9 protein-coding genes are annotated in these 14192 nt (G+C 46.8%); all 9 read right to left on the bottom strand.

What is annotated here, in order from left to right; translation table 11 throughout:
* Positions 1 to 54: 54 nt before the first annotated feature.
* The 9 genes from L1285_RS00310 to L1285_RS00270 all read right to left on the bottom strand — a co-directional run bounded on the left by L1285_RS00310 (position 55) and on the right by L1285_RS00270 (position 14101).
* On the bottom strand, positions 55 to 1506 hold the full coding sequence (locus L1285_RS00310) for an SLC13 family permease (RefSeq protein WP_235410499.1): 1452 nt from the start codon (positions 1504 to 1506) through the stop codon (positions 55 to 57).
* Between the two features lie 76 nt (positions 1507 to 1582).
* Positions 1583 to 3454, bottom strand: coding sequence for a M28 family metallopeptidase (locus L1285_RS00305; RefSeq protein ID WP_235410498.1), 1872 nt, complete (start codon positions 3452 to 3454; stop codon positions 1583 to 1585).
* 65 nt (positions 3455 to 3519) lie between these two features.
* The gene (locus L1285_RS00300; protein ID WP_235410497.1) at positions 3520 to 5709 is read right to left on the bottom strand and encodes a M4 family metallopeptidase; all 2190 of its coding nucleotides are present in this window, start codon (positions 5707 to 5709) and stop codon (positions 3520 to 3522) included.
* Positions 5710 to 6099: 390 nt separating this feature from the next.
* On the bottom strand, positions 6100 to 6657 hold the full coding sequence (locus L1285_RS00295) for a hypothetical protein (protein ID WP_235410496.1): 558 nt from the start codon (positions 6655 to 6657) through the stop codon (positions 6100 to 6102).
* Positions 6658 to 6963: 306 nt separating this feature from the next.
* A complete protein-coding gene (locus tag L1285_RS00290) occupies positions 6964 to 8055 on the bottom strand; it encodes a DUF1513 domain-containing protein (RefSeq protein WP_235410495.1) in 1092 nt (363 codons plus the stop codon).
* Between the two features lie 2 nt (positions 8056 to 8057).
* Entirely contained in the window at positions 8058 to 9317 is a 1260-nt protein-coding gene (locus L1285_RS00285) for an imelysin family protein (RefSeq protein WP_235410494.1), read from the bottom strand.
* Positions 9318 to 9328: 11 nt separating this feature from the next.
* Positions 9329 to 10744, bottom strand: coding sequence for a di-heme oxidoreductase family protein (locus tag L1285_RS00280; protein WP_235410493.1), 1416 nt, complete (start codon positions 10742 to 10744; stop codon positions 9329 to 9331).
* Positions 10744 to 12534: a di-heme oxidoreductase family protein gene (locus L1285_RS00275; protein ID WP_235410492.1), complete on the bottom strand. Its 1791-nt coding sequence runs from the start codon at positions 12532 to 12534 to the stop codon at positions 10744 to 10746. Before L1285_RS00275 ends, L1285_RS00280 begins: the two co-directional genes overlap by 1 nt.
* A 73-nt stretch (positions 12535 to 12607) precedes the next feature.
* Positions 12608 to 14101, bottom strand: coding sequence for an imelysin family protein (locus tag L1285_RS00270; RefSeq protein ID WP_235410491.1), 1494 nt, complete (start codon positions 14099 to 14101; stop codon positions 12608 to 12610).
* Positions 14102 to 14192 lie beyond the last annotated feature (91 nt).

Raw genomic sequence — 14192 nt, 5'->3', positions numbered from 1 at the left:
ATATGGCCCTGCCTGAGTTTCTCAGTGCAGGGCCTTTTTGCTTATTTAGCCACACTAATAACCAAACATGTAACTACCGACTGTCATAGTCAGCGTCGTTATCACCGCAATTGCAAGCAGATTCATCACAAACCCAGCTTTGATCATATCGCGGATTTTTATCTCACCAGAGCCAAATACAATCGCATTAGGCGGCGTCGCCACCGGCATCATAAAGGCACAGCTTGCCGCCATCGCCGCAGGTATAACCCAGATAAGTGGCGTACCGGCAATTTGCTCAGCAACTGGACCCAGCAGAGGCAAAAACCCCGCCGCCGTTGCCGTATTACTGGTCAGCTCGGTCAAAAAGGTTATGAGTGCAGCAACAGCCAATACACCCAGTACCAAAGGTATCGCACTGGCACCGGCCAGCATGTTGGCAATGTACTCGGCCAGGCCTGAGCCTTTAATTTGTGATGCCAGTGTTAGTCCCCCACCAAACAGCAATAAGATCCCCCAGGGTACCTGCTGCGCCGCCTGCCAATCCATTAAGCGCGTATCACTTCCCCGCTTTGCCGGGAGCACAAATAATAATAACGCAGCGGCCATCGCAATCCCTGTGTCTGTGATGTCCAGACCAGTCCAGCTGGCTAGATAGGGACGGCTGATCCAGCTTACGGCAGCGAAAATAAACACCAGCAGGACATTTTTTTCGGCCAGGTTCATACGACCCAGTTCACCCAGTTGCTGGTTAAAAATCTGAGTCAGGTTGGTATCAGTGTTGGTCGTTTGTACTCTAAACGCAAAGCGCGTCAGCCATACCCAGCACAGCAATATCATGCCAAATGTGAAAGGGACCGCCATCACCATCCACTGTGCAAAGCCAATTTTAATCTGATAATTTTCCCACAGATAGGCAACCATAAGCGCGTTCGGTGCAGTGCCAATGATAGTGCCGACGCCGCCCAGGCTCGCGCTGTAGGCTATCGCCAGCAACAGAGCAATACCATAATTATTATCCTGGGATTGATTGTCTTTAAGCACATGGATCACCGACAAGGCAATCGGCAGCATCATTAATGTCGTTGCGGTATTGTTAATCCACATAGATAAAAAGCCACTTACCAGCATCATTGCGAGAATTTGGACTCTGGGGTTATTGCCACTGCGTAACATGGTATGTAAAGCAATACGTTTGTGTAGCTGCCATCTTTCCATGGCGATAGAGATCAAAAAGCCGCCCAGGAACAAAAAGATCAGCGGGTGCGCATACAAACTTGACGCAGACTTAATGTCATTGATCCCGGCCAGAGGGACCACCAGCAGAGGAACCAAAGAAGTAGCAGGTATGGGCACAACTTCGCTCACCCACCAAATTCCCAGCCAAAGAGCAAGTCCGGCTGTACGCCAGGCTTCTACACTCATCCCTTCGGGCGCGGTTGTTACGCACGTTAGTAACATAAAAGCAGGACCGAGCAGCAAACACAGTCTGTCGGTCCAGAGTTTTGATTTGTTCAAATTATCCATTACTTATTTTTTACCTGGATCTAACACTCGGTGCGTATTATGCCAGTAAAATAAGTACAGAGTATGGAAAATCTGACTACTGTGCCGTTATTGACAACGTCATGCCACTGGCACTTTGATAGCCTTTGATGCCTATATACCAGTTGCCCGCACTTGGCGTACTAAAGGTACAGGTTTCTGAGTTACCACTTTTATAGGGGCGGCAATCAAAACTGTTGTCTCCCACCTCAGCACCGTGTTTAACATAAAGGTCTCCATCCCCTACACCACCTGACAAAGTGACCGTTAACGACTGATAATCACTTCCCAACTGTTGCGAGAAGTTGACCCAACCCCCTTGTGCCACGGATAGGTCAGATTCAGTCCGGTTAATTGGCGTTGGCGTTGTTCCGCCTTGCTGATACTCGCCCACGAGGGTGACATTCTGAATCTCGTTCCAGGCTTCAACCAAGACATAGTAAGTGCCCTCATTAACCGTAGTAATGGTGCAGGTTTCAGCACTGCTGGAGTTTGTACTCTTGCAGTCATAGGTTTGCAGCGTTGGTTTCGAGCCGTATCTGACATACAGATCGGCATCACCTGAGCCGCCTGATGTTGTGAAAACCAAGTTGTTACTTCCGGCAGGTACATCGAGTGAGAAGTCATGCTGCGACTTGGCTACCCCGCTGATCCCCGTTCTTGGCACGCCATTTTGCAGCTTACCGGGGTCCGGCGGAGGCAAATCTCCCGCGTTTTTGCCCATTTCAGCCAAATAAGCGACCGCTAGTTTGGCAAACTTACTGGCATGTGTGGCATCAAAAGACGTATCGTTGCTGGTATGTATCTTGCGGTTTATCTCAGACATGCGAGATTCAAATGGCATAGACGCCGCAAACCCTTGCTGATACCAGGAAGCATGATCCGAACAGCCATAGCCACATTGATCATAACCGTAACTTAAATTAGGTAAGTAAGCGTCAAGGAGCTGCGACAAAAATTGATTTTGACCACTGTTGGTGTAGTCAGTCATCATAGTGATGTCCTGGGTGCTTCCGTTATTGCCAGTCATATCAAACTGCACCATACCTACCACATTTTTACCCTGAGACTTATAGTCCTGAGCAATGGCTTTTGACCCTCTGAGGCCGACTTCTTCTGCCGCAAAGCCCATGATCTGAATGGTTCGTTGCGGTTTGTAATCTGCCGCAACTAAGGCCTTTAGTGCCTCAGTCAGCACAGCAATACCCGACGCATTATCGTCCGCGCCCGGTGCTCTGCCAGCGCTTGGGCTTGACTGATTGATAGAGTCGAGATGCCCACCAATGACTACGATTTCATCGACATTTTCGGCCCCGTTAATGGTCACAACAACCGAAGATTGAGACCAGCTGTGGGTGTAATAATCAACGCTGATGTCACTGCGGGACTGTGCGATGCTCTGCCAGTTTTGTTTGATCCACTGAGCCGCGTCGACGCCACTTTGCTGGGTATAGTAGCGATTATGAAATGCAGTCAGGTTAGCCACTGTGCTATCCAGGCTGGTTGTACTGATTTCGTTGATCATGGCATTGGCCATAGCCGGGTTGTCTATGGTGTAGGTTTGTAGTGGCTGGTTATTTATTGCCAGGTTTAGCTGGGACAGATAGAGCTCAGCCTCACTTTTAGATGCATGCGCAACAAATCCACCGCAGCGGTGATACTGATCATGCATAAAATGACTTAACTCGCCATGCTCTGATTCATCTATCTGCGCTATGCTAATACCCGGTATTGCGCTCACCTGCGCATTAATATGCTTACCTGTTAATAAATTTTGTAACTGATAATGTTGCCCTGCCATCGTATCTATCGTGATCCAGGGTTTATCTGATTGCGCTGAAGCATTAGCAAATGCCACACCATGAGATAAAAAGATTAAGTTCGCAGCCACCAATAAGCCCGGCACACGAACGGGTCGTTGAGCTGTCATCGCAACACCCCTCTGTAAAGTGAATGAGAAAGAAAAAGGGAGCAGCTTGCTCCCTTATTCAAATGTTAATTGGCCTGGATATTTACAGTGACATCGCTTGCCGCAGTGTAACCACGTAAGTCGATGTGCCAGGTGCCCGCTTGTGGATTATCAAAGGTACAACTCTCCGAATTGCCATTACGATATGGACGACAATCGTATGTTGAGAGCGTCGATTCGCTGCCATATCTCACGTACAAATCAGCATCACCACTACCACCATTGATGGTAACGGTCAGGTTGGAGTAGCCAGCGGTCAGATCCTGGGTGAAGCGTGTCCATTGTCCGGAGCCAATCGAGACATTACTCTCTGTACGGTCAATCGGGGGCGTGCCGGTGCCACCTGAGCTGTAAGAGCCGGTTAGTGACACACCTGAAATGGCATTCCATGCTTCAACCATCACGTAATAAGTGCCTGCCTGAACGTTCGCAATGTTACAAGTTTCATTGCTGCTTGATGACGTACTCTTACAGTCAAAAGTTTGCAAAGACGGACGACTGCCGAATTTCACATACAGATCTGCATCGCCACTGCCACCTGTAGTCACAAATGACAAGTCTGAGGCATCTGCCGGCACTTCCAGGCGGAAGAAACTTTGCGCCTTTGATGCGCCGCTGATCTCGGTGCGAGCAACACCATTAGTGAGCAACTCATCCTGTGGTGGCTCAGTCGTGCCACACGAGCTGCCCGGGCTTAACTGCGAAGTTACGCCCACTACAGCCAAAGCGGCCTGCACATCTTCATGGTTGTAGCCTAAGTCACACGCAGCATCCATCACGCCGTTACCTGCTGTATCCCAGTCAGTATTTGCCGTCCAGTACAGCTGGTTTGCTTTCGCCATGACGATAAACGCTTTTTTAGTATCCCAGCCGGTTTTATTTGCCAGGGTATAAAAGGCTTTATTGAATACCCCCGAGCTATGATGCACATCCATGCTGGAAGTGTAATCCGACTGATGCCCAATTGAATTGCCGTCTTTGGTGGGGTCGTCCATGTAGCGCAGCGCGCCTGTCGCTTTGAAGATCTCCTCTCCCACCATCCAGTCGTTACTGCCTTTCATGTAAAACTCAGCCGCTTCACCTGCCATATCAGAAAATGCTTCATTCAGGCCGCCAGATTTATAGCGATAAACCAGCCCGGAATTCTGCTCGGTAAAACCATGGCTGACTTCGTGTGCCGATACATCCAGGCTAACAAGAGGATAAAAACGCGTTCCCCCATCACCAAACGTCATCGCACTACCATCCCAAAACGCATTTTCATAGCTATTGCCATAGTGAACGCGCATTTTCAGCTGAAAGCTCAGTGGCGCAGTGCCCAGCCAGTCGTTGTACATATTGAACACCACATTACCAAAGTAATGTGCGTCGTTAAGCGGCGAAAAGGCACCGTTAATTTCCTTGTGGGTATTTTCCGGGCAAGTGAAGCTGTACGCGGCACTGCCGCTGCTACCATGATTCAGGTTGATAGTTCTGACATTGGCATTGTTCATGGTGCAGGTATTGCCAGACTGAGCAACATCCAGATAGCCATAGTCAGTACCATACTCATAACGCCCTGTTTTCTGGTTGCCGCCGGGGCCGGTCGCATTCGCATGCTGGATATTATCGAATTCCAGCAACAGCTCACCGCTGTTCGCATCAATAATTTTGTACGGGCGTGCTGGCGATTTACCATAGGTGACATAAGTCACTTCATAGACCAATCTGGCAGTCGATTGCTCGTCAAGCCAAATCCCCAGGCGGCTAGTTTCGTTATGCCTGGCAAGTGCGACTTCTTCATCACCATGTTGCGTAGCAAATTGCGCTTCCAGTTTACGCTGCATTGCCTGCTTAGACAGTTTTGGTGTGACTGAACCCAGATCTGCCGCAATTTCATACACTGCGGCACCATGTGCTCGCTTCAGCGCACCGGCGTTGTCATATGTCAGGCTGACGGTGTCTCCAATCACAGGCAGACCCTTGTACATTTGCTGATAGCGCTTGGTAACCGCACCACTGGCATGTGGGTAGGACTTTATCTCGACCAGTGCGTTGTCTGCGCCCAAACCAATTAATTGTTCAGGCTGTGCCGACAACACAGCCGGTGCGGCTGATTCAAGCATTGTTGAAAGCGCATTGTGGGTATTTAAGAAGCGCTTTTGAGCGGCATTCGCGGTGCCCGACGCCAGTACCAATCCGGCAACAGTTGCCAAAGCTATTTTTGATAGTTTCACTTGATTTGCTCCATGATTACTTGTTGTTTTAGGTGCGAGTGAGAGATTGAAGCCCACCCACAATGCGCTCAATTCATGAACACGCAACATAGAGACTAGTGACAATGTTAAAAAAATAAACTTTCGTTAACTTTTTATTGTTTTTGATTTTACATGTGAGGCAAATTTAAAATTAGCTTTATTTACATTTAGTTGAATATAAGATCCAGACGATCGAGCGTGGTTCTCACACTCCCAATGTAAGGATTTTGTTACACTTAGAGTAATCTTAACGTTTTATGATTATCCTTATGAGTTGCCAAACCACAGTTGATATACTATAACAAAACATTACCTAAAGGTTATTGATAGCGCCAGCTTTCGTCACCACTCACACCTGCCATAAAATAATTAGATACGATTACCGCCTGCAGTTATTGCGCGCAAAAATTGCGTGCAAAAATCTCGTGCAATAATGGCTTTAGTGATCAATTGCCAACCGAGCGATGTTTCCTTCAGCTCAGACAAATTGCCGGGTTCAGTCTTGAGGCACAGCGACTTTTCTTCCCCCGCAGACTCAAGATGCAGTTCAACCTTTGCAAAGGCCAGATCATCATCACCGCGTTGTGCCTCAAAAGCCAGCTTCTGTATGGCTACGGTATCCACATCGGGATATTGCTGAACAATCGCATTGGCCATTGCCCATACGCCTTGTTCTTTTGAATTATCCATTGCCAGGCCAATGTCTTTACCGATCCCCTCGTCAATAGCAAACCCGACCGCAATACCGACAGGGCCCAGCGCTCCTGCCAGCATGGGACCTGCTGCACTGCCCCTGCCCTCATAGGTCACCTTTGGCAAAGCCTGATTTACAACGGGAGTGTGGGATACAGATGAACAGCCGCTCAACACAGTCAGTAAGATTGCATAGATAAGTTTTTTCATTTCAAATAGTAATACCAATTTCACTTAATACCTGTTCAATTTGACGGAGCAAATATGACGCTAACTGTGTTAAAAATTTCTTATTTAGAACCTTTACCTAAGGTATGAGTTCGCAAATTTTTGCCTGGTTATCGAACATGTTTTCTCGCCTCAAAATAGAACACTTAATTAAGCAAATTGGTATAAGGATAAAATACATTAGGTGCCGCACATTATAAGAGGTTGGGAATTGCTGCATAGCCAAACTTGATCTTTCAGCAAGGACATCCGCCGGGAGCATACATTTTAAATCGACGGATTAAATTCCTTCTCTCAGATAAATTGATAAAGCTAAATATGCGCCATATGGTTATCCCAGTGCACTGAGTATTGGTGTTTTACATCATATTTCCCTTTACGGATTATTAATTCCCCTTGCCCTGTACTGGCAATAAATCCTGCGTGCGTACTTGCGATAGCTGCACAGTCGGTTTGTTCAAAAATATCTGCCAAACTCAAAGAGTCACTATTCCAAATACTTACAATGCCGCCACGCGGAGAGGTGACAGCGAGCAAGTTATCTCGTTCATTTACAGCCAGGCTAGCGGTATACTGATTAAAATTCTGCCACACAGATTTACTAGCCTGAAGCGCTTCTAATGAACCTCCTTGCCTGTGCCTGTAAATCAGCGGATTGATCTGGTAGTCCGGACCCTGAAATTGGCAGCCGACAAACACATTGTCTAGTTTATCGACACATAAATGACGGATACTAAGCTGATGATGTGGCGGCATAGCTTGGGAAAGCAGCCTGCCTGAAGATGCATCTATATAGCTTAGATTGGGCTCCATAGTGCTCAGATTAAGCTTTATTCTGGGATTATTCGGATGCGTATGGATCCCACCATTCGCCACCACGAGTGTCTGACCATCACTCAGCAGCGCAAGCTGATGGGGGCCTACCCCACCACTTGAGAACTCGGTCACAGGCTGCCAGTTAACTGTTTCTCTGACAACTATCCTGCCATGGTATGCAGTAAGGCTCTGATCGAATTGATTTTCAGTCGTATATAGCAAGCTACCATCATGACTGAGCACACCGTGACCAAAAAAATGTCGATTTGGCTCAGCGATAATAGTCTTTACCACTGTGTGTAACTTGATATCTATCACCACCATCTCATTACCAGGGCGGCGGGCGAAGGCAACTAGATGACGTTGATCCGGCATAAAGACTAGATCATGAGCACGCTGGCCAATAGCAACCTGACCGATTAACTCGCCTTCACTGTCAAACCAGGCCACAAAATTCTGCCCCTGGCTGTCAGTAAAAGCATTGGCATACATCTCAGATGGTGCCTTTGAACATCCAGACATCATGGTGGTCGCTGAAAGCACTGACCCTAATAAAAGGAGCTGCTTGCAGAACTGACGACGATTCATAACTAATCCCCGTCGTTTGTATTGAAACCGGTTTGGATATCAGTTACCTGAACAAAGTCACTGGCCATTACACTGCGCAGTAGCTCAAGTTTTTCGATCAAAGTCTCGACTTGCACTCGCCCGCTTTCAGCTGCCACATGAATAGCCAGGCTCTTTCCTTCCAGTGGCTCAATTGCAGCGAATATAGCATTAAAGTGCTCATTAATTTGCAGTAACAAATTTTCCTGATCACTAACATCTACAAGATAATCATCTAACCCGTATTGTTCATCAGCATTAAACAGTGATTGTAGAGATGTAACGTTCGTTTTTATATTCCTGACACTCACATCAGCCCAGACACTTTCTCGTTCTTCAGGGGCACCCGGAATGCCTGCACCTAACACAGTTTTTAGTTTGTTATCTACTATTACCTCCAAATATTCAAACCATGCTGAGTAGAGCTTTTCCAAATTCTCATGGTTCTGTGCGAAGCTTGAGGTCTCGCCTTTAAAGCCAGTACCATAGTTGCTCTTCCACTGTTCAATAACTTCTCCAATATTCAACGCAAGGCTACCAGTCATTGCTTTAAGATATTCACACCTGCGCACCTGCTCTTCTCCTTCCAATAGAGTCTTGTTAGCTGTTTGGTCGTAAAGCTGGTACTCGAATGAGATTAAGCCAATACTCTGATGAGGTTTACTTTGAATAGACTGAGAAAAATCGGTGTCACTGTCTATGAGCGCTTCAACCGACTCACTTACCCTTGTCGGAGATAGAGGCCACACCTGAAGACGAGAGTAACGGAAAGACTCCCCTAAAGGACCAAACTTTGTTGCGCGTAATGTTTGAAAAGCATCATAACTTGCAAGCCATGCACTCTTTAGATTTTCTAAGTCACTTTCTGTGCGCTCTGGAAGCGAACAGAATTGAGTTACTTCATAGTCTAAGGTTGTAATTTGAGTCGCAAAAGCCTCATATCCAGGCAAAATCACATTATCAGTCAGGCTAGCCAGAACTCTCTTGTGTCCTTCTTCTTTGCTAAGTGAGCCAGGTTGAGGTTCAGAACTGTTACTGTCATTATCGGCATTTGTATTCCCGGCGTTGTCGCCGCTTGCGTTGTCGACATTAGTATTTCCGCTATCCGAATTAGTATTGTTGCTATCGTTGCTAACGTTACTCTGACTATTGCTGGTGGAGTCACTGGATCCGCCGCCACAGCCGCTTAAAGTGGTAACCAAAGCAATGAGTACTATGGCAAGTAGTTTCAATTTCATGTTCATTATGATTCTCTCTAAATCTGTTTTAAAAAGAAGATTAGAGCTTGTCGCTCATCTTTTGTTAACTTGGTAAATTGCAGCTTGTGCGGTTTGGCTTCACCGCCGTGCCAAAGTATCGCTTGCTCAATCGTTTCGGCCCTTCCATCATGCAAATACGCCTGTGTTCCCTGAACGCGTTTTTGTAATCCAAGTCCCCACAATGGTGGCGTGCGCCACTCTCTCCCATGTGCCAGGTTTTCTCTGCCTTTATCTGCCAACCCTGGTCCCATGTCATGCAGCGCGAGATCGGTGTAAGGCCAGATTTTCTGTCCAGCCAAGGCTTTCACAGGGTAATCCTGAGAAGTCACATAGAAAGGTGTATGACAACCATTACACTTGAGCTGATAAAATAGTGTTCTGCCATTTTGAGCACGCTTACTATTGAGATTGCGTGCTGGCGCAACTGCCACTGTTTGACTCATGTAAGTGGTGGGATCAAGCAATTTTTGAGGTAAGTCAAGCATATCGTCAGGTTCAACACTGGCAGCCTGTAAACATGCCTGTTGGTGGAGAAGACAGGTTTCCTCAGGAAATAGTGGGTTAGTTATTCCTATGTCGTTGACAAATGCGCCGGCAATCTGTTGTTCAAGCGTAGGATGTAATCCTTTAAAACCAAATCTGCCAATCTCCAGCTCATCATTTCGAACATTCTTCACCTTATTATATCGAGCACTGATCCCATCATTGTCTTTGTCGTGCGGATCTTCTTGCACTAACAAATCCTGTTTATCAATGGCATCGAGTAAGCCCATCCCATAAATCGCGGGTGTATACCGTGCAGATAAATGGCTTTTAGTGTCCGGATCTCCAAATGCTGGATTAAGTAATGTGTATATTGGCTTTCTTAGCGTGTAAGAGCCGCCATCTGCATAAGAGCCCTGTATAAACTCATAATCAACTCTGACTTGAGCTTCGCCACGAGGCTCCTTGTTAAGTTTATGATGAGACAGTCTGACAGAGAACGGTTGTAATTGACCACCATACCTTGGATCAACATTGCCATCATCTTGCAAAAACCGGAACAGCAATGCCCGACTTGCGATTTCTCCAGATTTGGGCATTGCTCCTCGCCCTCCATCGCTGTGACATGCTTTACAAGAGCGTGCATTATACAAAGGACCCAGTCCATCGCGGTCTGAGGTGATAGCAGGCGCTGCCACCCATGGATCACGGAAAAACGAAAACCCAATCCAAAACTCCATTTGTGCAGTCAGAGACTCATTACTCACTGGGTGCATAAATGTGCGCTTGGGCACTTTTCGCAATGTTCCATCTCCACCAGGTTTGAGCTCAGCATTAGAAAAAGCAGGCACATTATTTGCCAAAACCGGTAAAGTTAAAATGATGGCTAGGCTCGCCATTATTTTGTTCACACTTAATACTTTAAACATCACAATGACTCAAGAAAGGCTAACAGTGCCGCTCGCTGAGGCTTTTCCATTTTTAAGAAAGCCTTTTTAGCTGCCTCAGCTTCGCCGCCGTGCCATAAAATAGCTTCCTGGATTGTTGTAGCTCGGCCATCGTGTAAAAAGGTCGCTCGCTCAGTCACGACTTTTGCTAAACCAATCCCCCATAAGGCAGGCGTCTTCCATTCCGCTCCGCTCGCTTCACCTTCAGGTCTGTTATCAGCAAGTCCTTCACAGCGTTGAACGTAATAACATTGTGCTCCATCATCGCAAGCCTCACCTGAGCTGGTTTCACGACTTATCTGACAGCTGCCACCCATATCGTGTAACAGCAGATCGGTATAGGGATAGATCACAAGCCCTTCCAAAGCTGAAATATTGGTGCTTGTGTCTTTTAGCCCGACTAAGTCAACATCACCCAGCACACTGCCTTTTGCCTCTCCTGTTTTATGCCTTGGTACATGGCAACTGTGACACTTTGCCTGATAAAACGCAGCACGCCCAGTTAGCACATCAGCACGCCAGCTCTGCGTTGATTCGTTGTAGCCTCTACGCACTGGCACGGATAAAGTTCGGTTATAAAACTCTACTTGTGCCAAGTTGACAGTCGTAACATCAACGCCATTTTCGTGGCGATCCTGCTCTTTATCAGCCTGCGCCAGACAAGCTAATTGCTGTGAGGTGCAATTTTCCTCAGGTGTAACACTGGTCGTGACCCCCATATCACCTCGATAAGCGCCACTTATCTGTTGTAAAATTGAGCCCGTCACCGCTTTGTAACCAAACCGTGCAAGCTGCTTTTCACCGTTAATCGGATGTGTTGTATAAGCTGGCCGACCGGATATACCATCCTGATTAGCATCTTCAGGATCCGCATAAGCCAAAAGACTGGACTCAGGAATACTTTCCAATAAACCCGTGCCAAATACTGGAGGAGAAACACGAGCTGAGAACTGAACATCCTCCATAAACGGTCCATATGACAGGTCTTTTACTTTATAGATTGGATTTCGAAGCGTATATTCCTCACCATCGGCAAACTCGCCTTGGATAGTTTCATATTCTATCCAGCTATACGCTTCACCATAAGCAAGCCCCTCATCGAGGGCGCCATTATACTTAGCTCTGGCACCACCTTGTACACCATCGATGACACCAAAAACCTGGATCTGATCACCGTAAATGGGATCTAAGTTACCTTGACTATCCCCAACTCTCAAAAACATACTGACCATTGGCATATCCGGTGACTCGGGGACAACACCTCGACCATCCTGAATATGGCAGCCCTGACATGTCGCATTGTTGAACAAAGGTCCCTGACCATCATGATTGGTCCTGAAGAGATGGTCCCCGGTCTTGAATAGACCTTCAGATGCAATGTCAGCCTTTATCGCAGGTAACATTTGACTGTATGCGGTTTTGCCTACCTCAGGGGTTGTTGCACTATCAGCAGAACGGTGTTCATTAGGATCCGGTGTATCTATAAGTAATGGTGGTAACTCTTGATTAACCTGAAACGCAAAAGCATGGTTGCTTGTATCTGGCTGGCCGCCTTCTATGTCATCGTTGTCGCCTTCACCATCAGCTTCATTACTATCAGAGCCGCCATTATCATCTGAGTCAGTATTATCTGAATTGCTTGAGTCGGGAGTTTGGCCTGTATTATCTGTGCCTTGCTGGTAATTATTGGTATTAGTTTGGCTGGTGTCTGAACCTCCACCGCAGCCACTGATTATCAAAGAGAGAGTTAGTATCAATAATTGGTATTTCATTTCAGTGCCCCAATTCTGCACCACTAATGAGCAGAAACTGAAGAGGCTGCTTTTTCAGCAGCCTCTGGTATCATTAAATATCTTCGTCTGTGTCGCCAACCAAGCTGTCATCTGCGTTTAAACCTAAAGCATCAAGTGCCTTTTGGATCACTTCAGTCTGCTTAGCGAGTGCATCAACGGCGGCATAAACTTCAGCTTTGTGCTTATCCATCTGAATTTGCACATCAAAAGACGTACCTAGCTTAGCATTAGTATCTATAACTGAGATTGCGGTACTTGACTTTTCAAGTGCCACTCGCAACTCATTTGCCAGCTCTGCGTGACCTTCAGAAACCAATAAATCGTCAATACCAGCACCAAGTAATTGTTCACCATCAATACGCGTGTATTGGCCGAAGAAGTGATTTTCTACGCCCTTGGCGTTAAGTAAAATGTCGCGGTGTGTATTATCTGAGAAACAAGAGTGCTCATCTTCCTGGCTGTCTGTACGCACTGCTATACTCATGCGCTCTCCAGCCAACTCGCCGTAGCTCAAACGCCCCATACTTTCCAACATAGCAGTTAAGTTAGCAGTGGCATTCTCTTCTTTGATGTAATCTTCGTAGTGAAAACCCGAACCTGGAGTCCACGCATCTACAACTGATTGAAGATCATCTACCAGTAGCTCAGCAGCCGCTTTGAGGTAGGCTCCACGTCGAGTACAAATATCATTAGCCGCGCCGGCTTCACCAGAAGTACATGTACCTGTACCGACCAGGTCTCCTAAGCCTTGGGTATTCGCCGTCGTATAGTAGTCGGATACGGCTCTGTGACCCGCCGTATAGTCTCGCTCATGCGTATATGTGCCATCCTGATTCAAGTCTTGACCCCACAAAAGGAACTCTATAGCATGGTAGCCAGTGGACACATTAGCGCTTTCATCATTGATTTCAAACTGACTGCGAAGCAACTCTTTGGTAATGCTAGGGAAAGAAGCCGCATCAGCGATGATATTTCCACCTGGCTGATAAATAGGATCATCACCCCGAGCTTCGTTGTCTGCACCCATAGTGATGGTGTAGTCAATCATAGCTTCTGCAAGAGGCCATGCATTAATAGCGCCTTCAGGCCCTTGTTCATCCACTAACACAAACTCGTTTTGCTCATTTTTCGTCAGAGCGTCAATAGGCCCCTCGCGGAATCGATATACTTCGGACTGACCATATGGTTCACGCGCGTTTAACCAAGCCAGCTTAGCAGCCGTAAAGTTTTCCTGTGACGGCATTGCAACAAGCTTGTCTATCTTACTCTGTAATTCTTTCGCACGAATGAGTGAGTCAGCGTAAACTGCATATGCATGTCTCGCATTCGTTATTACAACATCCAAGGCGGTTACTTTATTTGCAACACCATCTTGACCGGCTTCACCTTGCTCTCCCTGAACACCTTGAGAACCCTGCAAACCTTGTTCGCCTTGAACCCCTTGTTGGCCCTGTGGTCCAATTGCGCCGTCATCACCATTACAGGCCGCGAGCACAGCAGCACATACCAGACTAAATGCCAGGCTCTTCATCTTTTTCGCTTTCACATCATCCCCCTTATGGGTGTTATATTATTTCTTTTAATGAAACAGTTGCATGCAACATATTAAACGATAATGATTGCCATTTGTAGTTTTA

It is taken from the genome of Pseudoalteromonas sp. DL2-H2.2, from assembly GCF_021532535.1.
GTDB classification, from domain to species: Bacteria; Pseudomonadota; Gammaproteobacteria; order Enterobacterales; family Alteromonadaceae; genus Pseudoalteromonas; species Pseudoalteromonas rubra_A.
Note: the sequence above shows the minus strand (reverse complement) of the source record. Positions and strands in the feature narration are given on the sequence as shown.

Excerpts from the sequence above, each read along its gene's own strand:
- L1285_RS00290 (WP_235410495.1), bottom strand. The coding sequence starts at position 8,055 with ATGAATCGTCGTCAGTTCTGCAAGCAGCTCCTTTTATTAGGGTCAGTG.
- L1285_RS00280 (WP_235410493.1), bottom strand. The coding sequence starts at position 10,744 with ATGTTTAAAGTATTAAGTGTGAACAAAATAATGGCGAGCCTAGCCATC.
- L1285_RS00305 (WP_235410498.1), bottom strand. The coding sequence starts at position 3,454 with ATGACAGCTCAACGACCCGTTCGTGTGCCGGGCTTATTGGTGGCTGCG.
- L1285_RS00310 (WP_235410499.1), bottom strand. The coding sequence starts at position 1,506 with ATGGATAATTTGAACAAATCAAAACTCTGGACCGACAGACTGTGTTTG.
- L1285_RS00285 (WP_235410494.1), bottom strand. The coding sequence starts at position 9,317 with ATGAACATGAAATTGAAACTACTTGCCATAGTACTCATTGCTTTGGTT.
- L1285_RS00275 (WP_235410492.1), bottom strand. The coding sequence starts at position 12,534 with ATGAAATACCAATTATTGATACTAACTCTCTCTTTGATAATCAGTGGC.